General features: G+C 70.9%; 22 protein-coding genes and 2 pseudogenes. 11 read left to right on the top strand and 13 right to left on the bottom strand.

Going from position 1 to position 22,765, the window contains the following annotated elements; translation table 11 throughout:
- Positions 1–140 precede the first annotated feature (140 nt).
- Genes KVT45_RS50150 through KVT45_RS50140 form a run of 3 tightly spaced genes read right to left on the bottom strand, consistent with a single transcriptional unit; the run spans position 141 to position 3,024 of the window.
- Entirely contained in the window at positions 141–1,229 is a 1,089-nt protein-coding gene (locus KVT45_RS50150; RefSeq protein WP_217560944.1) for an ABC transporter substrate-binding protein, read from the bottom strand.
- Positions 1,230–1,288: 59 nt separating this feature from the next.
- Positions 1,289–2,167: an ABC transporter permease gene (locus KVT45_RS50145; protein ID WP_217560941.1), complete on the bottom strand. Its 879-nt coding sequence runs from the start codon at positions 2,165–2,167 to the stop codon at positions 1,289–1,291.
- Entirely contained in the window at positions 2,164–3,024 is an 861-nt protein-coding gene (locus KVT45_RS50140) for an ABC transporter ATP-binding protein (protein WP_217560939.1), read from the bottom strand. The genes KVT45_RS50145 and KVT45_RS50140 overlap by 4 nt, the downstream gene beginning before the upstream one ends.
- A 245-nt stretch (positions 3,025–3,269) precedes the next feature.
- Here KVT45_RS50140 and KVT45_RS50135 point away from each other — a divergent pair, with 245 nt between their 5' ends.
- Positions 3,270–4,934 (top strand): sensor histidine kinase, encoded by a 1,665-nt coding sequence (locus tag KVT45_RS50135; protein ID WP_217560937.1) that lies wholly within the window; start codon positions 3,270–3,272, stop codon positions 4,932–4,934.
- Positions 4,931–5,620, top strand: a complete 690-nt coding sequence (locus tag KVT45_RS50130; RefSeq protein WP_217560935.1) for a response regulator — start codon at positions 4,931–4,933, stop codon at positions 5,618–5,620. Before KVT45_RS50135 ends, KVT45_RS50130 begins: the two co-directional genes overlap by 4 nt.
- Positions 5,621–6,099: 479 nt before the next feature.
- On the opposite strand, the gene KVT45_RS50125 is transcribed toward KVT45_RS50130, so the two are convergent.
- Entirely contained in the window at positions 6,100–6,342 is a 243-nt protein-coding gene (locus KVT45_RS50125; RefSeq protein ID WP_217560933.1) for a hypothetical protein, read from the bottom strand.
- 301 nt (positions 6,343–6,643) lie between these two features.
- Here KVT45_RS50125 and KVT45_RS50120 point away from each other — a divergent pair, with 301 nt between their 5' ends.
- Complete coding sequence (locus tag KVT45_RS50120; protein ID WP_217560931.1) at positions 6,644–7,708, top strand: LacI family DNA-binding transcriptional regulator; 1,065 nt, start codon at positions 6,644–6,646, stop codon at positions 7,706–7,708.
- On the opposite strand, the gene KVT45_RS50115 is transcribed toward KVT45_RS50120, so the two are convergent.
- From KVT45_RS50115 to KVT45_RS50100, 4 genes are read right to left on the bottom strand one after another with little or no spacing between them, the layout of a single operon-like run.
- Positions 7,671–9,062 (bottom strand): glycoside hydrolase family 32 protein, encoded by a 1,392-nt coding sequence (locus tag KVT45_RS50115; RefSeq protein WP_217560929.1) that lies wholly within the window; start codon positions 9,060–9,062, stop codon positions 7,671–7,673. The genes KVT45_RS50120 and KVT45_RS50115 overlap by 38 nt on opposite strands.
- The gene (locus KVT45_RS50110; RefSeq protein WP_217560927.1) at positions 9,059–9,913 is read right to left on the bottom strand and encodes a carbohydrate ABC transporter permease; all 855 of its coding nucleotides are present in this window, start codon (positions 9,911–9,913) and stop codon (positions 9,059–9,061) included. The genes KVT45_RS50115 and KVT45_RS50110 overlap by 4 nt, the downstream gene beginning before the upstream one ends.
- A gap of 13 nt (positions 9,914–9,926) precedes the next feature.
- Entirely contained in the window at positions 9,927–10,910 is a 984-nt protein-coding gene (locus KVT45_RS50105; RefSeq protein ID WP_217560925.1) for a carbohydrate ABC transporter permease, read from the bottom strand.
- Positions 10,907–12,316 carry an extracellular solute-binding protein gene (locus KVT45_RS50100; protein ID WP_217560923.1) on the bottom strand — a complete coding sequence of 470 codons (1,410 nt, stop codon included), beginning with the start codon at positions 12,314–12,316 and terminating at the stop codon, positions 10,907–10,909. Before KVT45_RS50100 ends, KVT45_RS50105 begins: the two co-directional genes overlap by 4 nt.
- 174 nt (positions 12,317–12,490) lie before the next feature.
- Between KVT45_RS50100 and KVT45_RS50095 the strand changes: the two genes are divergently transcribed.
- From KVT45_RS50095 to KVT45_RS50085, 3 genes are all read left to right on the top strand, one after another.
- Positions 12,491–14,050, top strand: a complete 1,560-nt coding sequence (locus tag KVT45_RS50095; protein ID WP_217560921.1) for a GH32 C-terminal domain-containing protein — start codon at positions 12,491–12,493, stop codon at positions 14,048–14,050.
- An 18-nt stretch (positions 14,051–14,068) separates the two neighbouring features.
- On the top strand, positions 14,069–14,215 hold the full coding sequence (locus KVT45_RS50090; RefSeq protein ID WP_217560919.1) for a hypothetical protein: 147 nt from the start codon (positions 14,069–14,071) through the stop codon (positions 14,213–14,215).
- Between the two features lie 852 nt (positions 14,216–15,067).
- The gene (locus tag KVT45_RS50085; RefSeq protein WP_217560917.1) at positions 15,068–15,541 is read left to right on the top strand and encodes a hypothetical protein; all 474 of its coding nucleotides are present in this window, start codon (positions 15,068–15,070) and stop codon (positions 15,539–15,541) included.
- A 148-nt stretch (positions 15,542–15,689) separates the two neighbouring features.
- Here the strand turns inward: KVT45_RS50085 and KVT45_RS50080 are convergent, their stop codons facing one another.
- Positions 15,690–16,370 (bottom strand): response regulator transcription factor, encoded by a 681-nt coding sequence (locus tag KVT45_RS50080; RefSeq protein ID WP_217560915.1) that lies wholly within the window; start codon positions 16,368–16,370, stop codon positions 15,690–15,692.
- Positions 16,367–17,647, bottom strand: coding sequence for a histidine kinase (locus KVT45_RS50075; protein WP_217560913.1), 1,281 nt, complete (start codon positions 17,645–17,647; stop codon positions 16,367–16,369). Before KVT45_RS50075 ends, KVT45_RS50080 begins: the two co-directional genes overlap by 4 nt.
- A 132-nt stretch (positions 17,648–17,779) precedes the next feature.
- On the opposite strand from KVT45_RS50075, the gene KVT45_RS50070 reads away from it, so the two are divergent.
- The gene (locus tag KVT45_RS50070) at positions 17,780–18,346 is read left to right on the top strand and encodes a class I SAM-dependent methyltransferase (RefSeq protein ID WP_254648521.1); all 567 of its coding nucleotides are present in this window, start codon (positions 17,780–17,782) and stop codon (positions 18,344–18,346) included.
- Between the two features lie 41 nt (positions 18,347–18,387).
- On the opposite strand, the pseudogene KVT45_RS57220 reads toward KVT45_RS50070, so the two are convergent.
- Positions 18,388–18,630 (bottom strand): annotated as a pseudogene (locus tag KVT45_RS57220) (CocE/NonD family hydrolase); the annotation flags it as partial.
- A 76-nt stretch (positions 18,631–18,706) separates the two neighbouring features.
- On the opposite strand from KVT45_RS57220, the pseudogene KVT45_RS50065 reads away from it, so the two are divergent.
- Positions 18,707–18,934: pseudogene (locus KVT45_RS50065) on the top strand (TetR/AcrR family transcriptional regulator); the annotation flags it as partial.
- Positions 18,935–19,097: 163 nt separating this feature from the next.
- On the opposite strand, the gene KVT45_RS50060 reads toward KVT45_RS50065, so the two are convergent.
- Positions 19,098–19,640 carry an NUDIX domain-containing protein gene (locus KVT45_RS50060; protein WP_217560909.1) on the bottom strand — a complete coding sequence of 181 codons (543 nt, stop codon included), beginning with the start codon at positions 19,638–19,640 and terminating at the stop codon, positions 19,098–19,100.
- A gap of 144 nt (positions 19,641–19,784) precedes the next feature.
- Here KVT45_RS50060 and KVT45_RS50055 point away from each other — a divergent pair, with 144 nt between their 5' ends.
- The 3 genes from KVT45_RS50055 (at position 19,785) to KVT45_RS50045 (ending at position 22,367) form a co-directional block, all read left to right on the top strand.
- Positions 19,785–20,978, top strand: a complete 1,194-nt coding sequence (locus KVT45_RS50055; protein ID WP_217560907.1) for a BTAD domain-containing putative transcriptional regulator — start codon at positions 19,785–19,787, stop codon at positions 20,976–20,978.
- A 148-nt stretch (positions 20,979–21,126) separates the two neighbouring features.
- Entirely contained in the window at positions 21,127–21,555 is a 429-nt protein-coding gene (locus KVT45_RS50050) for a hypothetical protein (protein WP_217560905.1), read from the top strand.
- A gap of 2 nt (positions 21,556–21,557) precedes the next feature.
- Positions 21,558–22,367, top strand: coding sequence for a helix-hairpin-helix domain-containing protein (locus KVT45_RS50045; RefSeq protein ID WP_217560903.1), 810 nt, complete (start codon positions 21,558–21,560; stop codon positions 22,365–22,367).
- A gap of 24 nt (positions 22,368–22,391) precedes the next feature.
- Here KVT45_RS50045 and KVT45_RS50040 read toward each other — a convergent pair whose 3' ends face one another.
- Positions 22,392–22,718 (bottom strand): hypothetical protein, encoded by a 327-nt coding sequence (locus KVT45_RS50040; protein WP_217560902.1) that lies wholly within the window; start codon positions 22,716–22,718, stop codon positions 22,392–22,394.
- Positions 22,719–22,765 lie beyond the last annotated feature (47 nt).

The raw sequence follows: 22,765 nt of genomic DNA, 5'->3' as shown, positions 1-22,765 counted from the left end.
CTCGGCCTCGACCCCCGCTCCCTGCAGGCCGTCCGCGCGGAGCACACCGCCGTGCTCCCGGTCGGCTGAACCAGGCGCTCGGGAAGCCGGACGGCCGCCCAACTGGCAATCAGCTGGGCGGCCTCGGGCATGGAGCGGGCTCAGCCGTTCGGCCCGGCCGGGGTCGTGGTGGTCTTGAAGCCCTCGGTCTTGTTGGCCTGGACGGCGAAGTCATTGGTGAACGTCTTGCTCAGGTCCACCGACCCCTTCACGTTGCCGACCAGCTTCTCCGTCGCCAGCGAGGTCTTCGGACCGCCGGCCGGCATGAGACCGTCCGGGAGGAACTGGCCCTTGTCCTCGTTCAGGGCCGCGATGTAGTCGGCCTTGGTCACCAGCTGGTTGGACACGAACGACGCCGGCAGCTTGTTCGCGATGTCGGCCGCGCTGTGCGTGTTGATCCAGTGCATGGTGGCGACGAGCGCGTCGACGACCTTCTGCACCGTGTCCTTGTGCGCGTTCACCCAGTCGGTGCGGGCGAGCACACTGGCGGCGGGATAGGCACCGCCCATCGCCGCCGTGGCGCCGGAGGTGGTGGCCAGGTCGATCGCGGACGTACCGACGCCCTTCTTCTGGATCGCGGCCACCGTCGGCTGCGTCGTCATCACGCAGTCGACCTTGCCGTTCTGCAGCGCGGCGATGGCGGTGGAGCCCGCGCCGACCCCGATCCGGTGGAACTGGCTGGTCTTGACGCCCTGCTTGGCGGCCAGGAACTGGGTGAGGGTGTCGGTGCCCGACCCCAGGTCGGTGACGCCGAGAGTCTTTCCCTTGAAGTCGGCGGCCGAGTGGACGCCCGACTTGGCGGTGCACATCTCGCGCTCGCCCGGCGCGCCGGAGAGCTGCACGACGTCCTCGACGGCCTTGCCCTTCGCCTGGAACTCGATCGTGTGGTTGTACCAGGCGCCCGCCATGTCCACCTGACCCGAGGCCATGGCCTCCTCGGCGCCCACGCCGCCGTCCTGCTCGGTGCTCAACTGCACGTCGACGCCGTACTTCTTGTAGAAGCCGAGCTGCTGGGCGAGCTGGTAGGGCAGGTAGATCTGCTTGTCGAGACCGCCGGCCATGAGCTTGACGGTCGGCGTGGAGCCCGAACCGCCGGTCGAGGCCGACGAGTTGCCGGAACAGGCGCTGGTGGCGCCGAGGGCGAGAACGGTGAGGACGGACGCGGCGACGGCGACGGGTCGTCTGGACATGGCTGATCACATTCCTTCGCTGAGGGTGTTGAGATGAAGAGGGGATAACTGCGGCGGTGTCAGAGGGAGTTCGCCTCGGTCGGGGCCGGCGGGCGCCAGGACAGCAGCCGGTGTTCGAGCTTGCCGATCAGCCACTCGGCGCCGAGCACGATGACCGAGATCACGAGCATCGTGGCGAACACGCCGTTGGGGTCGAAGTTGTTCTGCGCGGTCTTGATGACCAGGCCGAGGCCGCTCTGCGCGCCGAGCACCTCGCCGACCAGCGCGCCGACGATGGCGAAGCCGAAGGCGCTGTGCAGGCTGGCGATGATCCAGGTGAGTGCGGAGGGCACGGTGACGTGCCGGATGATCTGCAGCTGCGAGGCGCCGAGGACCCTGGTGTTGGCGAGGATGTTGCGGTCGACCTCGCGGACGCCCTGGAAGGCGTTGAAGAAGACGATGAAGAACACCAGCACCGCGGCGAGCAGGATCTTCGGCAGCACGCCGATGCCGAACGCGACGATGAAGATCGAGCCGAGGACGATCCGCGGGATCGCGTTGACCATCTTGATGTAGGGGCCGAGCACGTCGGCGAGGAAGCGGCTCTGGCCGAGCGCGACGCCGAAGACCACTCCCGTGACGGCCCCGAGGACGAAGCCGACGAGCGCCTCCTGGATCGTTGTCCAGATGTTCGAGTAGAAGGACCCGAACTCGGTGCCGTGCCGGAAGAGGTCGACCAGCCGCTTGGCGATGCCGGACGGCTGCCCGAAGAAGAACGGGTCGACGATCCCCCAGGCGGTGAAAGCCTGCCAGCCACCCAGAACGAAGACCGCGAGCCCGATGCGCCCCGCCCACACCAGCGCGGTACGCCGCCGGACGGCGCTCCTGGCGGCGGCCGCGGCCGAGACCTGGGAGCCGTTCGCGGCCGGGGTGGTGGAAACAGCGGACGTCGTACTCATGCCGTACCTCCTGCGGTGCGTGCGTAGGCGCGCTCCACCTCTTCACGCAGGCAGTCCCAGATCTGGTGCTGGAGTTCGATGAAGCGGGGCTGGAAGCGGATCTCCTGGACCGCGCCGCGCGGGCGCGGCAGGTCTATGTCGAAGACCGCCTTGACCGAGCCGGGGCTGGACGTCATGACGACGACCCGGTCGGCGAGCGCCACGGCCTCGTCGAGGTCGTGGGTGATGAAGATGACCGACGGACGGATCTGCTCCCACAGGCCGAGGAGTTCGGTCGACATGATCGCCTTGGTCTGCACGTCCAGGGCGCCGAACGGCTCGTCCATGATCAGGATCTTGGGTTCGTTGATCAGTGCCGCGGCCATCGCCACGCGCTTGCGCATGCCGCCGGAGAGCTGGTGCGGGTAGCGGTCCTCGAACCCCGTCAGGCCCACCCGGCGCAGCCAGTCGCGTGCCGAGGCGTGGGCCTGCTGCTTGGGCACCCTGCGGAAGACGGGGCCCATCAGGACGTTGCCGAGGACCGTCTTCCAGGGCAGCAGGGCATCGGTCTGGAACATGAAGCTGACGCCGTCGGTGACGCCGTCCACCTCACGGCCGCCGACTTTGACCGAGCCCTCGCTGGGCCGGTCGAGCCCGGACACCATGCTCAGTGTCGTCGACTTGCCGCAGCCGGTCGGGCCGACCACCGCGCAGAACTGGCCCGGCTCCACGGTGAACGAGACGTCCTGGAGTGCCGTGAACACCTCACCCGCGGGAGTCAGAAAGCGTTTGGTGAGCCCTGAGATCTCGACTCGGGCGCTGTCCTGGCCGGTCGTCTCGGCGACGGGGCCCGTCGCGACGTCGTTTCGCGAAGCCATCTGATGCTGTCTCCTTCCCCTCTCGGAGGTCCTCGGAGGTCGAGGAAGGCAGACGCTAGAGGCCGCGCGGTGTTACGTCGCTGTTTCAGACGTATCCCGCGTTAGTCGTGTTAACAGGGGTTCTGCGCATTCTGCTCAGCGGTTCGGGGGGTGGGCAGAATGTCCGCGGTGGGACACAATCACGCCACCACGGGTACGGCGAAGGGGCCGGGCCCGGCCGTACGACAAGGGCGAAGGCACCTGTGATGCCCCTCCGAATCCGGATCGGCCGCGGCGGGAAGGGGAGGCTCTCCGCGCGGATCCTGGCCAACCAGCTCGCCATCCTGGCCCTCACCGGAGCCATCGGCTTCGTCCTGTTCGCGTTCGCCCAACGGGCCGAGATCGACCGTGCCTACGAGCAGCGGGCGCTGGACATCGCGCAGACCACGGCCGCCGACCCGCAGATCCGGCACACCATGGAGTACGGCGGTGGCGGCGACGTCGTGCAGACGGTCGCCGAACGCATACGGAAGGCGTCGGGGGCGTCGTACGTGGTCGTGATCGACCTACGAGGCGTCCGCCACTCGCACCCCGACCCGGCGCTGATCGGCGAGCCGGTGGGCGATCCGATCGTGGTCCTCGACGGCCGTCCCCACGTCGGCTCCGACCAAGGCGCGACCGGGCGGTCCGCCAACGGCAAGGCGCCGCTGTACGGGCCCACGGGCAAGCTGGTCGGCGAGGTCTCGGCCGGCATCCCGGAACACGATGTGCTCGGCGAGCTGTGGCGGGAACTGCCCACCTTCGGCCTGTACAGCGCGATCGCCGTCGCACTCGGCTCGGCTGCCGCGTTCCTGCTGGCCAGGCGGCTGAAGCGGTCGACCTTCGGGCTGGAACTGGAGGAGATCGCCGGACTGTTCCAGGATCGCGAGGCCATGCTCCACGGCATCCGGGAGGGCGTGCTCGCCTTCGCTCCCGACGGCCGGATCACCGTGGTCAACGACGAAGCCCGCACCCTGCTCGGCCTCGGCACGGCGCTCGGCAGCCGGCTCGACGAGGTGCTGCCCGACGGGCGGCTGCGCCGCGCCCTGGACGGCACCCTGACCGGCACCGACCTCAACGTGCTGACCGACGACCACTGCCTGGTGGTCAACCGGATGCCGGTGACGCTGCACGGCCGCGAACTGGGCGCGGTGGTCACCGTGCGCGACCGCACCGAGCTGATCGGACTGCTGCGCGAACTGGACTCGGTGCGCGGGCTGACCGACGCCCTGCGCGCCCAGCAGCACGAGTTCACCAACCGCATGCACACCGTGGCCGGGCTGCTGGACATCGGCGACCACGACGCCGCCTTCGAGTACGCCGTGGAGTCGGCCGGCGCCGACCAGGCGCTGACCGAGTCCGTACGCGAACGGATCGGCAACGCGCTGCTCGTGGGGCTGATCGTCGCCAAGACCACGGTGGCCGCGGAACGAGGGGTACGGATGGTGCTCAGTGAGGACTCCGCGCTCGGCGAGGACCCGCCGCATCTGCGCCGGCTGCTGACCATCGTCGGCAACCTGCTGGACAACGCGATCGACGCGGCCTCCGGCGGACCGCCCCCGGCGGGTGGCCGGGAGGTGCTGCTCTCGCTGGTCGAGGCCGTCGACCTGGTGATGGTGCGGGTCGCCGACAGCGGCCCGGGGATTCCGCCGGGCACCACCGAGTCGATCTTCGAGGACGGCTGGTCGACCCGGCCCGACCGGGGCACCGCCCGGCGCGGGCTGGGCCTGGCCCTCGTCCACCGGCTGACCCAGCGGCACGGCGGGACGATCACGGTCAGCGAGGGGCCGGGCGCGGTCTTCACCGTCGTACTGCCCCTGCCGGACGCCACTCCCGTGCCACGCGACGCACAGTTCACGACGGCCTCGACGACCGGAGGTGACCGCGGATGATCCGGACCCTGGTGGTGGACGACGACTTCCGGGTCAGTCACATCCACTGTGACTACGCGTCCCGCATCGAGGACTTCGAGGTGGTCGGCCGGGCGGCGACCGTGGCCGAGACGCTGGACGCGGTGCGCACCCTCCAGCCCGACCTGCTGCTGCTCGACGTCTTCCTGCCCGACGGCAGCGGACTCGACGTGCTGCGGCGGCTCAGCTCGGACGAGGGCGGCGCCCGCCCCGACGTCATCATGATCACCGCCGACCGGGACATCACCTCGGTAAGGACCGCCATGAAGCTCGGCGCCGTGGGCTACCTGGTCAAGCCGTTCGGCTCCGCCGACCTGGCCGAACGGCTCACCGCCTACCGCGAACTCCAGCACCGAGTAGCCGCGTTGGGCCTCGCCCCACGCACCGACCAGGCCGACGTGGACGCCCTCTTCAGCGCCGCCCGGCCACCGGCCGTCCCCCGCGTCCCTGCCAAGGGGCACTCCGCACCCACCCTCGCCCTCCTGCACCAGGTCCTGCGCACTGCCCACGACCCCCTGTCCGCAGCCCAGGCCGCTGAGCTCACCGGCGTCTCCCGCGCCACGGCCCAGCGGTATCTCTCCTACCTCGTACGGGAGGGCATGGTTCGGCTCGAACTCCGCTACGGCGCCACCGGCCGCCCCGAACACCGTTACCGGATCGCCCGGTGAGCCGGGTGTCGAGCCCGATCTGACAGCAGCTCGCCGGCCTTGCCGTCAGCCCGCGGAGAGCAGCTCGGCAACAGGATGTTCGGAACATGGGCGAAAAGGTCAATAGCATCCAACTCGTCCGACCTCCCCCGCAGCGATGCGAAGGCGGGCGGTGGCGGCCAACCTGCCCGAGCGTGGATCCGCATCCGCTCCGTATGGTGGCTTCGCCTGCCCGCTTCAACGAAGCGTTGTGTCTGCCTGGTCCGCCTGGGCTGCCACCAATGCTCTGACCTGCGACTTTGCAATTGATCAGGGAAGTCGTCAGTGCAGGTGTGGCAGTCCTTGAGGCCGCAGCCCACTTGGTTGGTGCCGGACCGGGGCCGGCTACCTCGTTGAAGACCGCCGAGCGCGCGCTACCTGTTGGCGGAGAAGAACAACCAGCCGTCCCTGGCACGACAGTTGAGCCCGCTGCCCTGGAGTCATGTCCCCGTTCTGGACTGTTACCGCGAACGCGGGAGGGCTGGGAAGAGATCCGCGAAGTCAAGATCGTCACCGTCGGCAGACTGCGCTTCCTGCATGCCCGCCAGGTGGTGCGCATCCGCCGCAAGCGCCGCCGCATCGGCGAGAAGGAGCGGCAGGCCGAGACCGCCTGCGCTGTCACCGGTCTGCGCGCCGAGCAGGCCACCGCGAAGAAGACCGCGGCCCGGGCACGCGCGCACCGGGCCATCGAGAACACCGTCCACCGGACCAAGGACGTCACCTTCAGCGAGGGCGCCAGTCAGGTCCGCCACCACAGCCCGGTCGTCGTGAGCGGCTTGCGCGGTCCGGCCCGCGCTACCCTCCACCGGGCCGGTGGGTCGGCATCGCCGGCGGATGACGTGCTTACGCCCAGTCCGAAGCGGTCCCCGCCCTCCGGGGAATCCGGTGATCACATCGGACGCCCACGTCGCGGCGCCCTGAGGATCTCCCGTGTGCCCTGGCGCTCCCCGCGGATAGGGTGGACGGTGATCGACAGGGACGGGCTGGGCGAGGGCGGCGGACGGCGTGGGTGGTGCCGAGGAGAGCAGGAGCACGGGCACCGGGCGCCCGACGTCGCGGGACGTCGCCCGGCTCGCCGGTGTGTCGCACACCGCGGTGTCCTTCGTGTTCAACGGCCGAGCCGAGGGCAACCTCTCGCCCGCCACCCAGGAACGCATCCGGCAGGCCGCGGCCCGGCTGGGCTACCGCCCCGACCCGGTGGCCCGCGGTCTGCGCCGTCGCCGTACGGCCGTGATCGGGCTGGTCACCGATGAGATCGCGTCCTCGCCGTTCGCCGGCCGGCTGCTGCGCGGCGCCATGGAGACCGCCTGGGACAGCGACCATCTCGTCCTCACCGTCGACTCCGGCGGTGACCCGGCCAAGGAGGACGCGGCCGTCGCGGAACTGCTCGACCGGCGCGTGGACGGCATCATCTACGCGGCCATGTCACTGCGCCGGGTCCGCGTCCCCGAGGGCCTGCACCGCACCCACTCCGTGCTGGCCAACTGCCTGCCCGAGGACGACTCCCTGCCCGCCGTGGTCCCTGCCGAGCGCGCCGGTGGCCGTACCGCGGCCCGGCTGCTGCTCGGTGCGGGCCACCGCCGGCTCGCCGTGATCGGCGGTCTGGACGACATCGCCTCGGCGGAACGTACCCGCGGCTTCCGGGACGCGCTGCGCGCCGAGGGCGTCACCGTGCCCAAGGAGTGGATCGTGCGCGGCGGCGGGGAGATCTCCGCGGGCTACGCGGGCGCGCTGCGCCTGCTCGACGGGGTCGAGCCGGGCCGTCGCCCCACTGGCGTCCTGTGCTACAACGACCGGGTCGCGGCGGGTGTCCTGCACGCCGCGACCCGGCTCGGGATCGACGTGCCCGCCGATCTGTCGGTGGTCGGTTACGACGACCAGGAGCACATGGCCGCGTTCCTCACACCGCCGCTCACCTCGGTCGCGCTGCCGCACCGGGCGATGGGCGAGGCGGCGGCCCGGCTGCTCCTGGACGCCATCGAAGCCGGCCGTACGCCGCCCGCGACCGTCCGGCGCCTGGCCTGTCCTGTGGTCAGCCGCGCCTCCGTGGGTCCGGCGCCCACCCGGTGACCCGGGCACCCGGCCCGTCGACGACCAGCTCGGCGATGTCGCCGAGGCGCCGGTAGACGCGCTCGGTGACCATGGCCCGTTCCGCGACGAAGAGTTCGAGGAGTGAGCCGTCGACGAGCAGCCGGAGCGCGAGTTCCGGCCCCTTCGGCACGTGCACGGTGATCGGGGCGGAGCCTTCCCTGCCGGTCCGGGGCCAGGCGCTGCGGTCGAGGACGACGGTCCCCGAGGCAGGGTCCGCCCGGACGGTCAGCTCCCGGCCCGCCGCGCCCCGGAGCAGGCTCACCGTGGTCGGTCCGCAGGCGGTGACCGTCAGGTCGTACGTGTGGGGAAGCGGAACCCGGCCCCGCGCGGTGACGAACGGCTCGGCCGGGCGCAGCAGGTCGAGTTCCGGGGCCGGACTCACCCGCAGTGAACCGTCGGGGTGGATGTCGACGACCCGTGGCGCGGTGAGTACGCCTGCCCATCCGGCCCGCTGCGTCTCCTCCTGCGGGCGGGCCTCCCACGACCAGCCCCACAGCAGTGCGCGGTCCGGCTCCTGGAGCACGGCGGGAGCGTAGAAGTCCCGCCCCTGGTCGAGCCGGCCGCCGGCGCGCGGTACGAACCTCAACGCGCGTCGGCCATCGGCTTCCAGACGGCCGGTCAGGTACCCAGTGGAGCAGGGATCTCCGTCCCACAGGGACACCAGAAGCACGTGGTCGCCGCCTGCTGTCCGGTACAGGTGCGGGCACTCCCAGCCCACCGACTTGTCGCCGAACACGCCCGCGGCCACCGGGTCCTTGCCGTCCAGCAGCACACCGGCGAACCGCCAGTCGGTCAGGTCGTCGCAGTCGTAGAGCAGGACCGACGGCGTGCCGTCGGCGTGCCCGGCCCCGACGAGGGCCCAGTGCCGGTCCGCGTGGCGGAAGACGAACGGGTCGCGGAACATCACCACGTCCAGTCCCGGCGGCGGACCTGCCACCACCGGCGTCGACAGCGGCTTCCACTCGGTCAGCCGCTCGTCGTCCGGGTCCGCCGCCCGCGCCAGGCAGATGGTGCCGAGTCCGGTGTGGGTGCGGTCAACTCCCGTGTATACGGCGGTCGGTGTGCCGGCATCGTCGGTCACGCAGCCCGACCAGCAGCCGGCCTCGTCGGGGCCGCCGGGCGTCGGGGTGAGCGCGATCGGATGGTGCTCCCAGTGCGCGAGGTCGGCGCTGGAGGCATGACCCCAGTGGACGTTCGCGTGCACCGGTGCGTCGGGGTTGTGCTGGTAGAAGAGGTGGTAGCGGTCCCGCCAACGGAACGGCCCATTGGGGTCGTTGATCCAGCCGGCGGGCGGACGGACCCTGAAACGCGGCGCGTTGGGGTCATGGCTCAACGGTTGACTCCTGCCGAGGTGATGCCCTCGCGCAGAGGGCGCTGGCCGACGACGAACACAGCGAGGGCGGGGAGCATCGAGAGCACGACCCCGGCCAGGACCACCGAGATCGACCCGGTGCCGAGGTTGCCCTGCAGGGAGACCAGACCCAGCGGAAGCGTGTAGTTCTGGCTGGAGGTCTCCAGGATCAGCGGGCGGAAGAACTCGTTCCAGTGGTAGTTGAAGGCCAGTACGCCGACGATCGCCAGGCCGGGTGTGGCCAGCGGCGCGTACACCGAGCGGAAGATCCGCCAGGGCCCCGCGCCGTCCAGCATGGCCGCCTCGCCCAGGTCCTTGGGCATACCGAGGAAGTACTGGCGCATCAGGAACGTGCCGAAGGCCGTCGGGAACGCCGGGATGATCAGGCCGAGGAGCGTGTCGGTGAGGCCCATCGACTTCAGCACCAGGAACACCGGCACGATGGTGACCTGCAACGGCACCATCATGGTCGCCAGGACCAGGCCGAAGAGCGGCTTCTTGAGACGGAACTCCAGGCGCGCGAAGGCGTATCCGGCCAAGCCCGCCGTGATCATCTGGCCGACGGCGACCAGTGCTGTCACCAGCGTGGAGTTCAGGGCGAGCAGCCACACGTCGATCTGCTGGACGACCCCGTGGTAGGCCGCGGCCGTCGGGTGCGTCGGGATGATCTGCGGGGGTAGGTCGAAAGACTGGGCCGGAGTGCGCAGGGAAGTGGAGACGGTCCAGATGACCGGGCCCAGAGTCAGCAGGGCACACACGGTCAGTCCGGCGATCCGGGCCCAGGGGGCGAGTGAGTAACGTACGCGGCTGAGGGTCGGGGTTGCTTGGCTCATGCGGCTCACCGGCTCACTGGTAGTGGACGAAACGCCGGCTGAGCCGGAACTGGAGGGCGGTGACCGCCATGATCAGCGCGAAGAGCAGCACGCCCACCGCGGATGCCTCGCCGAAGTCGAGCTGCTCGAAGGCCCTCTCGTAGATCACCATCACCACGGTGCGGGTGGCGTCGCCGGGTCCGCCGTCGGTGAGGACGTAGGGCTGTTCGAAGACCTGCAGGGCGTTGATGATGCCGACCACCGACGCGACGAGCAGCGTCGGCGACAGCAGCGGCAGCGTGATGCCGAGGTGCTTGCGCAGGCCGGTCGCGCCGTCGAGGGCGGCGGCCTCGTGGATCTCCTTGGGGATGTTGTTCAGACCGCCGACGAACAGCAGGAACGAGAAACCGAACTGCTGCCAGACGTAGACCAGGATCACCGTGGCCATCGCCGCGTGCTCCGAGGTCAGCCAGGGCACGGGTGCGACGCCGACCAGGCCGATCAGCCAGTTCACCACCCCGAAGTCCTGGTTGAACAGGTACTTCATCACCACCGAGATCGACGCGGCGGACAGCACCAGCGGGAAGAAGAACGCCGAACGGAACAGCGACCGCAGCCACCCCGGCATCCGCCCGTTCAGCACGAGCGCCAGCGACAGCGCGATCAGCAGTTGCAGCGCGACCGCGAGGACCATGAAGAGGAGCGTGTTGCGGAAGGAGACCAGGACGGTCGAGTCCGTGAAGGTCGTGCGGTAGTTGGCGCCGCCGGCGAAACGGGGCGGGTCGATCACGTTCCAGTGGAACAGGCTCAGCACGATGGACCCGATGATCGGCACGACCGTGAAGACGACGATGCCGACGACCGTGGGCGCCAGGAACAGCGTGGCCAGCAGCCGGGCGCCGCGGTCGCGGACGGACGGCCGTACGGCGACGGCGGGTGGTGGTGTGGCGGGCCGCGAACGTACGGCCGGAACCTGGGAGTTCGGGACCTGAGAGTTCGGGACCTCGGTGTTCGTCATATCTCACGCTCCATGGCCTGCTCCAGGTCGCCCTGCATCCGGCGCAGCGCGGGACCCACCGCACGCGGCGAGGCCAGCGCGGTGCCGGTGTACTTGAGCAGGACGTCGGTCACCTCGGCGACCTGCGGCGGCGCGGGGATCGGGCCGGTGTCGGGAAACCGGTCGAGGGTGTCGTAGAAGACCTGCCAGTGGGCCGGGCCGCTCGCGGCGTAGCGTGCGGCGTTCAGCATCGAACGCCGGGCCGGGGTGGTCTGGTTGCTCTGGAACAGCCGGGTCATGGTGTCCTTGCGGGCCGCGTATTTGATGAACTCCCAGGCGGCTTCCTGCTTCTTCGAGGTGCGCAGCAGCGCGTAGCCCGCCGCGCCGAATTGGTGGCGCTGGGTACGCCAGCGCGGGAAGTACTGCACGTCGTAGTCGGCGGCCCGCATGCCGGCCAGCTGCAGGCCGCCCGCCCAGAAGCCGCCGGCCGGTGTGACGCCGACGCGGCCGGTGGAGAACACGCCGACGAGATTGCTGCCGTTGCCGCCCTCGGGCCGGGTGCACAGGTTCTCCTGGACGAGGGAGGCGAGATAGTCGTACGCCTCCTCGACCCGGTCGGCGGTGGCCTGCGGGGTGCTCCAGCGGAAGCCCCCGCCGCGCCCCTGCCGGTCGGCGGTCGGGTAGAAGGTGTCCCACAGCCAGGAGCCGCCGGGCGCCTTCGACTCCTTGAGCAGGTTCGTGCCGTTCGCGAAGAGCCAGGGCACCACGCCGCCCCACAGCCGGTTGGTCCAGAAGTACGGCGTGAAGTGCGCGTCGCCGGCCCGTTTCATCTCCCGCAGCAGCGCGGTGAAGTCGTCGCGGGTCCAGTCGGCCGCCGGGAACCCGGCGCCTGCCCGTTTCAGTACCTGCTTGTTGAGGTAGATGTCGGCGGCGTTGAACTCCATCGGCAGCTGGTAGAGGTTCCCCTCGTACATCATCGACTCGACCAGCGAGGGGTGGACGTCGGCGAAGTACTCACGCAGCTGTGCCGCGTCCCGCCGCACCCAGCGGTCCAGGGGCACGCCGAGCTTCCGGGCGAACAGCTGCACGCCCTCGGTGGCCACATACACCAGGTCGGGGGCGGTGCCCGCGGCGATCTGGGTGAGGATCTTCGCGAAGAAGTCCGACCAGTCGACGGCCTGCACCGCGTTCACCCGCAGCGGGATGTCGGGGTGGAGCCGGTGGAAGCCCTTGGTGAGGGCGTCGACGGTGGCCGGGTCGAAGGCGGAGCCGAGGGTGGCGACGACGAGGGAGCCGTCGTCACGGCCGGGGATGTCGGCTCCCGTGAGCCGGTCCCAGTTCGCGGCGGTCGCGGCCAGGGCGGCTGCTCCGGCGCCGTACGCGCCGTACCGCAGCAGCGTGCGGCGGGGGAGGTGCGAGTCAGTCATCAACGGGCCTAACTCGTGTTAGTTCAGGGGTGATGCCCCAGATGATGGGAACCGGGCGGCGGACCTGTCAAGGGTCGGGAACGCCTGACCTTTAACGAGTTAGGACCCTTGACCTTTATCGAGTTAGGTCTACAGTCCTCGTTCGCAGGAGCCGCACGAGAGGAACGATGTGTCATGCCCGGAACCTCGGGGATTTCCAGAAGATCACTGTTCGCGGGATCGGTGGCGGGCACCGCCGCCGCGCTGCTGCCCGCCGGAACGGCCACGGCCGCGACCGGGACCAACTCCGCGGTGGGCGGGGCGAGTTACCGCGCCGCGTACCACTTCACGGTCCCCGACCAGTGGAAGAACGACCCGCAGCGGCCCGTCTGGATCGGCGGCGAGTACCGCTACTACTACCTCTACAACGCCGACTACTTCACCGGCGCCGTCGGCACCGCGTGGCGCCTGGCCACCACCGAGGACCTGGTCTCCTTCACCGACCGCGGGGTCGCCGTACCCAAGGACACCACGCCGGGCGGCGATCTCTGGTCGGGTTCGGCGGTGGTCGACACCGGCGACACGGCCGGATTCGGTGCGGGTGCGGTGGTCGTCATCGTCACCATGTCTCCCGGAGGCGGCACCGACCACCAGGAGCAGTTCCTGTACTACTCGACCGACGGCGGTCTCACCTTCACCAACTACGGGACCGACCCCGTCCTGCCCAACCCCGGCGTCGCCGACTTCCGCGACCCCAAGGTGATCCGCGACGAGGACCGGGGCCGATGGGTGATGGCCCTCGCCGAGAACGACAAGATCGGCTTCTACCACTCCGACGACCTCAAGTCCTGGACGTACGTGAACGGTTTCGTCCACGACGGCATCGGCGTCCTGGAGTGCCCCGACCTGTTCCGCATCACCGCCGCCGACGGCACCGTGAAATGGGTGCTCGGCGCGAGCGCCAACGGGAAGAGCTCGGGGCTGCCCAACACGTACGCCTACTGGACGGGTTCCTTCGACGGCAGCGCGTTCACCGCCGAGGCGAGTGACCCGCAGTGGCTCGACCACGGCTGGGACTGGTACGGCGCCGTCACCTTCGAGAAGCGGGACGCGAGCGGCGCGGTGGACGCGGCTGCCCGCTACGCGATCGGCTGGGTGAACGACTGGGACTATGCCGACACCACCCCCACCATCGACTGCGACGGCTTCAACGGCACCGACTCCATCGTCCGCGAGATCACCCTGAAGAAGGCGTCCGACAACACCTACTACCTCGCCTCCCAGCCCGTCACCGGCCTCGACTCGTATGTCTCCCGCACCGTGAACCTGGGCGACGTGACCGTGGACGGCACGAAGGTGCTCGACTACACCGGCATCTCCTACGAGGTGACGACCGAGATCACCTGGTCCCGACTCACCGGCGCCGGCCTCCAGCTGAGGCGCTCACCCAACGGCGGTCGGCACATCGATGCCGGGATCTACGCCGACTACGCCTTCCTCAACCGACGCAACACGGTGAACGCCGACACGTCCGGCAAGTGGCAGGAGAGCCACACCCGGTTCGACCCGTCCGCCGGCACGGTGAAGCTGCGCATCCTGGTGGACCGCACGTCGGTGGAGATGTTCGTCGACGACGGCCGCTACACGCACACCAGCCAGGTGTTCCCGTACCTGTTGGACACCCGGCTCGCACTGTTCACGATCGGCGGCAGCGCGGTGTTCCGCAACACGGTGATACGCGAGTTCTCGGTATGAGGCCAGCCAGGGGCGCGGGTGCACACCGTACGCGTGAACCCGATCGGCAACACCGGAACGGGCCGCCCGGTCCTGGAAGGATCCGCGCTCCGCCCCGCTGAGGCGGCGAAGCCGAACGTCCTCCGCGTCCGGGTCGTATGGCTCATGCCGGCGAGGCTGTCCTGACCTCCCACCGCATTCCGAGATCAAACCGGGCGAACGTGACTCTCCCCGGACCTTGCCCCGGCGGAGCCCCTGCGCGTGGGAAGGGGAATCCGCCGCGGGCGAGTACGAGCCCCGTTCGCGAGCCGGCGAGACCCTCCCGCGCGGCGCTCGCCTGGCTCCGTGGGGCCTGATTGAGGCCGCAAGGACAGGGACAAACCGTGGTGCTGTGGTCGATGACCATGCTCATGAGCGGTCGCCTGGCCGGCCGCCGCCCGGCCGGCTTCAGACGGCCGGCACCGCGAGCGTGATGAACACTCCCGGCCGCACCTGGAGTGCTCACCCTCGCTCCACCAGTCGTTTCGCCTTCGATCGCAGTCCCTCGACCTTCGCCGGGATGGCCTCCAGTCCCAGCGCGACGGCCACTTGCCGGCAGCGCATGCCCTCCCGGCCCGCTTCAGATTCTGGACCGACTGGGGCACCGACGCAGACGCCGGCCCCGCGGCCCTCGCCCTGATGACCGCCGCCCTCTGCCCCTCGTGGTCACCAACGGCCAAACATCCCGCACTCCGCAACGAGGCAGCAGCTCGAAACGGCGGAGCCGGTCTTCGAGGAGAACACGCTACGCCGCGGTGCCCTGACACACGACGCCGAGGACGGCACGGCCACGCCGATGCTGCCGGCCCGCTCCCGCCACACCTCTGCCCGCTCCCTGGAACGGTATGCGCGGCCCGGCGTCGCCCTCTCGCCCGGCACGTCGCCGAACGCGACCCTGCCGGTCGTCGGCGCAGGTGAATCCGAGCGCATCAGGGCCTCGGGCTCATCCCGTCACTCCTTTGGCGCGGATCTCGGTCCCACCGCGCTTACGCTGCGGGCGTGGATTACAGCGAACTTGAGGCGGACATCCTCCGGCTGATCGTCGGAGCCACCGAGGGCGGTGTTCGTGCCTTCGGAGAGGAGACGGTCACCCGTCTGGTGCGGCCGGAGCTGCTGCGCGATGTGGCCGAGGACGAACTCTCGGAAGAGGCCCGGGCGGCACTGGCCACCGCGTGCGCGAACGTTCTGACGCTCAGCGCCGCCGAGCTGCACGACGAGCTCGCGACGATCTATGACGGCATCCTGGTCGAGGACGGTCTGGACTCCGGAGTCCTCATCGTCATCAGCGCGTTGGCGCACTGGCAGAGCTACCTGGAGCAGAACCGGCGCCGCGAGCTCTACGAACTCGCCATCCGTTCCATCGAGGACATCGACCAGGAGGTGTCCGCGGATCTCGACGACTTCCTCGCCACACCGGAGATGGCGGCCGAGTACGAGCGCATCCGGCGGCTGCTGGCCCCAGGCGCGAAGTAGGGACGCCCGGCGGAAGTCGACAGCGCACGGACGGCTTGGTACCACCACCGAAGTTCGCCGCAATGGACCCTCGCAGTGGCCGCCGGTCGACGAACGGTTCCGGCCGTTCGCGAACCCCGGTCTCAGCCGCGGGCGGTCTGCCGGGCAGTCAGTCCCCGGCCCGTACCAGCCCGCTCTCGTAGGCGAAGATCACTGCGTGGATACGGTCGCGGAGGCCGAGTTTGGTCAGGATGCGGCCGAGGTGGGTCTTGACGGTCGTCTCCCCGACGAAGAGGCGGTCGGCGATCTCGCCGTTGGCCATTCCCCGGGCGACCAGGGCGAGGACGTCCCGTTCCCGCTCGGTGAGTGCGGCCAGGCGGCTGCGCTGGGCGGGCGCGGACGTGGGGGATTGCAGGACGAAGCGTTCGACCAGGCGCCGGGTGAGCGAGGGCGCCACCATGACCTCGCCCCGCAGCACCGCGCGGACGGTCACCAGGATCTCCTCGGCGGGGGCGTCCTTGACGAGAAAGCCGTTCGCGCCGGCCCGCAGGGCCGCGTAGGCGTACTCGTCGAGGTCGAAGGTGGTGACGACGAGGATGCGGGGCCCATGGGGCTGCGCGCAGAGGTGTTCGGTCGCGGCGAGTCCGTCCAGACCGGGCATGCGTACGTCCATCAGGACGAGGTCCGGCTCCAGGGCGGCCACGCCCGCGATCGCCGCGTCGCCGTCGGCGGCCTCGCCCACCACGGTGAGATCGGGCTGGCTGTCGACGACCATGCGCAGTCCCATCCGGATCAGTTCCTGGTCGTCGCAGATCAGCACCCGGGACGATGACGGGCTCTGGCCGGTCATGGGGCCGCCGTGGTGGGCTCGGGCTCGGTGGGGCGCAGGGTGGCGGTGACCCGGTAGCCCCCGTCGGGTGTGGGTGCGGCGTCGACGCTCCCGCCGTACAGGGCGGTGCGTTCGCGCATGCCGGTGAGCCCGTGACCGCAGGAGAGCAGTGGGGCGGGGTGCTCCGGGACGGCTCCCGCTCCGGCTTCGGCCGAGTTCTCCACCCGGACGCGGACCAGCCGTCCGGGCCCCTCGGTACCGGTGTCGACCCGTACGTGGACCGTGGCGTTCGGCGGTGCGTGCTTGACGATGTTGGTGAGCGCCTCCTGCACGATGCGGTACGTCTGCGCGGTGACGTCCGCCGGAAGGCCGCCTGGCTCTCCGCAAAGGTCCAGCCAGGCGCGCGTGCCGTTCGTGTTGAGGCGCCCGACCAGCCGCCGCAGATCGGCCGCGAGGGACTCGCCGGCCCCACCGTTATCGGGTCCGGGTCCGGCTCCGGGGCCGCCGGCTGGGGCGTCCGCGTCGGGGGTGCGCAGCACCTCCAGCAGCCGACGCAGTTCGTCCAGGGCCTCGCGGCCGGTGGCGCTGATGACACCGAGGGTGCGGTCGACGACCGTGGGGTCGGCGTGCCGCATCAGCCTGCCGCCCTCGGCGTTCAGCACCATCACGCTCACGCTGTGTGCGAGGACGTCGTGGATCTCGCGGGCGATGCGCGCCCGCTCCTCGGCGACGGCGACCCGGGCCAGGGCGACGCGCTCCGACTCGGCGAGCGCGACCCGCCGCTCGAACTCGGCGATATAGGCGCGCCGGGCCCGGACGTACTCGCCGAACACCCAGGCCCCGGCCAGCAGGAGTCCCACGGCGAGCGGGGTGAGCCAGGCACCGCGGGCACCTGGGCCCCCGTAGTCCCGCTGCCAGGCGGGAATCCACAGCACAACGCAGCCGGCGGCACAGATCACCGTCGCCGCGGCGGCCCGGCGCAGGCCGCGCACCGTGAGGGTGGCCAGGACCGCGGCCAGGGCGACGGCGCCGCGTCCCGGTTCCTGTCCCCACACCTGCCCGAGAAACTGCACCCAGAACCCGGCCGTCACCAGGGCCGCGACCAGCACCGGCCGACGGCGGCGCCACAACAGAGGCAGCACCAGGGCGGCGTACGCGCCCGTCTGTACCCAGACGGGCCGCCAGCCCGGCTGGGGGCGGATCACCGGGGGCACGGCAACCAGCACGACCAGCAGCAGGTCCGTCAGCCACGGATGTCCGCGCCGCAGGCGGGGCAGGGTCTCCATCAGCCGTTGCACCGCCTCACGCTACGGCCGGGGCCCGCTCCCCGGCATCGTCCTGGCGGGCGTCACGGGGTCCTCCCGCAGTCGTACGGACACCGGCCGGGGATACGACGTGCGGCCACCCAGGGCGTTTCCACCATGGCCGCCATGTCGATCACCACCGAGTTCCTCAGACGGCCCCTCATGACCGGTGCTGTGGCGCCCAGTTCACGACGACTGGCGTACGCGATGACCGAGGGCATCGGCCTGGAGCAGGCCCGCACCGTTGCCGAGCTCGGCCCGGGGACCGGGGTGTTCACCGACGCGATCCTCGCCCGGCTCGCCTCCGACGCACGGCTCGTCGCCGTCGAACTCAACCCGGTGCTCGCCGGCCGGCTGACGGCCACCCGGCGCGACAAACGGCTGACCGTGGTGCAGGGGTCGGCGGCAGAACTGGCCGCCGCGGTGGGTGAACCGGTCGACGCGGTGGTCTCCGGGCTGCCGTGGACGGTCATGCCGCAGAACCAGCGCGGGCACATCCTGGATGCCGTGACCGAAGTCCTCGCGCCCGGCGGCCGGTTCACCACCTTCGCCTACCTGCACGCGGCCTGGACCCCGCCCGCCCGTCAACTTACCGCCGAACTGGCCCGCCGTTTCGACCGGTTGGAACGCTCGAAGACGGTGTGGGCGAACCTGCCGCCCGCTTTCGTGCACCGGGCCACCCAGAGGCCATGACCGCGAGCAGACCCGCGAGAGCGAGGACCACGACACGGCGGGCCGCGGCAGCTCTGCAGGACCACGTGGAAGCCCTGTTCGGCGAAGAGCATGCCGTACATGGGCGACCACGGCAGGCCCCTGCCGTACGGCGAGCGCACGACAAGGGTGGGGAAGTCGCCCTCCGCGCGAGTAAAGTAGTGATCCGTGATCAACGGGCTGCCGTCAGCGGCCGGAACCACCAGCCCCGGCTCCCGGCCGACTTCGTGCCGTTCGGCCGGGAGGTTGCACCAGATTGCCCTCATCATCCGCGAGTACAACGGCGGCTTCCCGGAAGGCGGTGTCCAGACCGGGTTCGACGGAACGTCGTGCGTGGGTGATGTCATTGCGTTCGTGGCAGGGCACGTCACCTACGAGATCGCGCAGGCCGCAGCCGTACGGTCACCCGACCGGGCCGCGGCCGAAGCCCGCTACCTGGCCCCTGTCGCAACGGACGGCCACCACCCGGAGCTGGCCGAAGCCCTCTCCTCCCCCGGACGCCCCCTCACCCCCGAAGCCACGTTCACCCGCTTCCTCAACCGCTTGATCGACGGCCTCGGCGCCGGCTGATCCGGAACCCACCTGTCGCCATTCCCTGCGCCCCGTTCTCCCGCAGACAGATGGTGGCGTGTGCCGCATATGTCCGATGACCGCCCGAAGCGCGTGCCATGGCGGCGCCCGCGGCCCGGCAGCCCCCGACCCCGCGCACCCGGAACCCCGGACCCGGTGAGGCCTACCCGGCGTCGCCGAAGCCGGCGATCGAGAGTTGGGTGCCGTCGCCCAGATAGTGGCCGAGGGCAGTGCGCGTCGTCGGCACGATGGCCTCCGGGACGGCGTCGGTGCCGGTCCAGCGGACCTGCGCATGCTTGGCCGGTTCGGCGTTGACCGGCTCGCCGGTCCACTCGTGGGTGGCGAAGACGACCGTGAGGAAGCCGCCCGGCGCCTCGACGCCCCAGGCGCCGTGGATGAGGTGGGCGACGCGCAGCGACTTCGGATCGACGACCAGCCCGGTCTCCTCCCGTAGTTCACGCACGGCCGTTCCGGTGATGGGCTCGCCGGGCTCGCTCTTGCCGGCCGGAAGGTCCCACAGACCGTTCCCGTACTTGGCGCCCGGGCCGCGCTGGAGGAGGACGACCCGGTTGTTCTCCTTGTCGTGGACGATGACGGCGGCCGCCAGGAGGGTCATCGACTCCACCGCGGGCCGCAGGGCCGGTGGCCTGCCGCTGGTGCGCTGCTCCGCCACGGGTCTCCCTTCGTCGATGGGCTCGCTCGGCATGCTAGGGAAGGTCGTCCGGCCGCGGGGCGGATTTCGGTCGCGACGGCCTGCGGGCGCCGCCGGTCGCTACACCGAAATGCGGATTGACACGCCCAAACCACCGCCCTTGAGTGGACGCCAGGCAGAACCGCAGGGGGAGACGTCATGCCTGGTCACAGCAACTCATCCGCGCCGCAGCCGCCGCTGCAACCACCGCTGCCCGGAGTCCCGAACGACCGGCTCTGCCGTGAGCTGCTGGGGGCGAGCGACGCCGCCGCCGACACCGGCGACCTGGCGACCGCCGCCGCCCATGCCCGTACCGCGGCGATGCTGGCCGCCTCCGCGGGGCTGACGTCTCACCTGCGGGCCGCCCAGCTGCGCCAGGGACGCCTGGCCCTGCTGGCCGGGGACCATGAGGCCGCCGCCGACTGGTTCCGGCAGGCCGGGGCGCCGGACGCGGACCGGACCCCACCGCACACATCGGACGACGCGGCCCACACCGACCCCGGCCCCCGGCTGTGGGGGCGGCTGCGCCACACCTGGCGCGCCCCGGAACCGCAACGGTCCCCCGACCCGGCCGGGCCTGCCGCGCACCTCGCGCCACAGCTGGCGATCGCCCTGCTCGGCTCGCTCAACGTCAGCGTCGACGGCGTCCCCGCCGAGGGCTGGAACGGCCACCGCACCCGCTCACTGCTCGCCTTCCTGGCCACCCACCGCGACCCCTGGCCGCACCGGGAGGCCCTGATGGGCGCCTTCTGGCCGGACTCCGCCCCCGAGGCCGCCCGCAACAGCCTCGGTGTCGCACTGCACCAGCTGCGCCAGACCCTGCGCACCGCCACCGGTGACCCCGTGGTCGTCTTCAACTGCGGCACATACCGGCTCTGCCCGGGCCTCGGCCTGTGGCTGGACTGCGACGAGTTCGAGCTGCGGCTGCGCACCGCCCGGGACGCGGAGGACCGCGGCGAGAAGACCGTCGCGGTGACGGACTACGAGCAGGCGCTCGCCCTCTACCGGGGCGAGTTCCTCGCCGAATCCCCGTACGAGGAGTGGAGCGCCCTCTACCGGGAGCGGCTGCGCCTGGCCCACCTCGACGCCCTCGCCCGGCTCAGTGAACTGCACTTCACCACCGGACGGTACGTCCCCTGCGCCGAGCTCTGCCGCCGGCTGGTCGAGCTGGACCCGTGCCGGGAGAGCGCCCACCGCCGCCTGATGCGCTGCCTGAGCCGGATCGGTCAACCCCACCTGGCCATCCTCCAGTTCCGCTCCTGCGTCAAGGCCCTGCGGGCCGAACTCGGCATACCGCCACAGCGCGAGACGGCGGCACTGTACGACCGGCTCCGCGCCGACCTTCCGGTGTGAGCGCCGCTTAACGCGTGGCTTAACGCGCCGGGCCGCGCGATTAAGCGGTGCCCGGCGAGGCCGTTAAGCGGCGTCCGGCATAACCGGTGCCATGGCCGGTGGCACTCCGCCACCGAGCCGACCGCTCACGTGGCAGGAGGAGACCAGCATGTCCGGACAGCCCGACCTCAACCAACCCGGCTTCGGAGTCGACGCCAGGGACATCCAGCTGAAGGACAACGACTCCGTTCCGTCCAGCCTGATACTCACCGCTTCCCTGCCGATCTCGGTCAGCGTGACCTTCGAGGCACGCGGGTCCGCGCTGGCACTGGCGACCACGGTGCAGTACCGGGTGACCTACGCCTTCGCCTCGCTCTCGGGCACCAGCGACGTCACGCGGTCCGTCGACCGCCCGTTGATCACCGGATCGCTGCCGACGCCTCCGCAGGTGGTGCACAGCGGCTCCGACACCGAAGCGACTCTGCCGGCCAACACGCTGGCGCCCGGGCTCTACCAGGTCTCGGCCCTGGTCCAGTTCCCCGGTGTCAACAGCATCGGAGCGTTCACCACGATGCCGGTGATCGAGGTCATCAAGTAGCCGTGACCGAAGAGCTGACCCGCATCGACGGCGTCGGCGCGTCCACCGCGCGCAGACTGGCCGCCGCCGGGATACGTACCTGCGCCGAACTGTCCGCCGCGTCCACGGACGAGGTGCTGGCCGCCGTGCACGACCTGCACGGCATGTCCGTGAGCCGGGCCGAGCGATGGCGCAAGAACGCGGCTGAACTCGCTGCGGCGGAAGCCGGGCTGGAGCCGGAGCCGGAGCCGGCCGACGGGGAGGAGTACGAGAGCTTCGTCCTGCGGGTCCGGCTCGACCGGGGCCGGGTCCGCGCGACGGAGATCCGCAGAGTACGCACCGGGGAGACCCGGCACTGGCCCGAGTGGGACGCCCAGGCGCTGCTGGCCTGCGTCCTGGGCCGGCCGGCCCCGCCGGAGGCCGACGCACAGCCGGAGCCGGAGGCGGCGGGAGGCGGCGAGCCCGGGGCCCGCCCCGCGCCGCCGACCGTCGTCCCGGCCGAGCCCCGGCTGGCGGTCGGGGACGGCGGCACCGTACGGGCGGGGGCGCCGTTCGCCTTGGACGTCACGGTCGAACTGCCGCCGTCCGGTGGCCCGGAGCAGTGTTTCGCGTACTACGCGGCCGTCACCGAGACCCTGACCGGCGCCGGACGGCGGATGCTGGCCGAAGGCCGGGGCGTGGTGGTCGCCGGACACCCCGTCATCCGGCTGCCGTTGCCCGGCCTGCCGCCCGGCACGCACAGCCTGGGCATCGCGGTCAGCCTGCGCGAACCCGGCGGGCTCCGCCCGAGCGCGCTGGCGGCCACCGTGAACGGGCTCGTGCTCAGCCTGTGACGGTGACGGGCACCGGAGCCCGCCTCACGCGGCGGAGCCCGAGTCCGGGCCCGCCTCGTCGTCCCAGACAATGCCGATCTCCCGCAGCCAGCGGCTGTCCTCCGGTATCGGCTCGGAGGACATGGCCAACGGCTGCGGGACGGTCGGCTCGGTGGACACTTCGGTTCGTACGATCGACAGGCCGCCCTTCCCTCCCGTATGGGTGACGGTCTCGTCGCCGCGCTCCAGCACCACCAGCTCGTACCGGGGCGGCCACTGCATCAGTATCCGTCGGCGGCAACTCGGGCAGAGCCATTCCTCGGCGCCCGATGCCAACGTGTTGACCAGCCGCATTTCATGGGTCGTGCTCATGGCGTCTCTCCGTACCGGCGCGGAACAGGGAAGTCGGATCGGGGACC

It is taken from the genome of Streptomyces sp. GbtcB6 (assembly GCF_019091475.1).
Lineage (GTDB): Bacteria > Actinomycetota > Actinomycetes > Streptomycetales > Streptomycetaceae > Streptomyces > Streptomyces hyaluromycini.
This window is presented reverse-complemented; position numbering and strand designations above follow the sequence as displayed.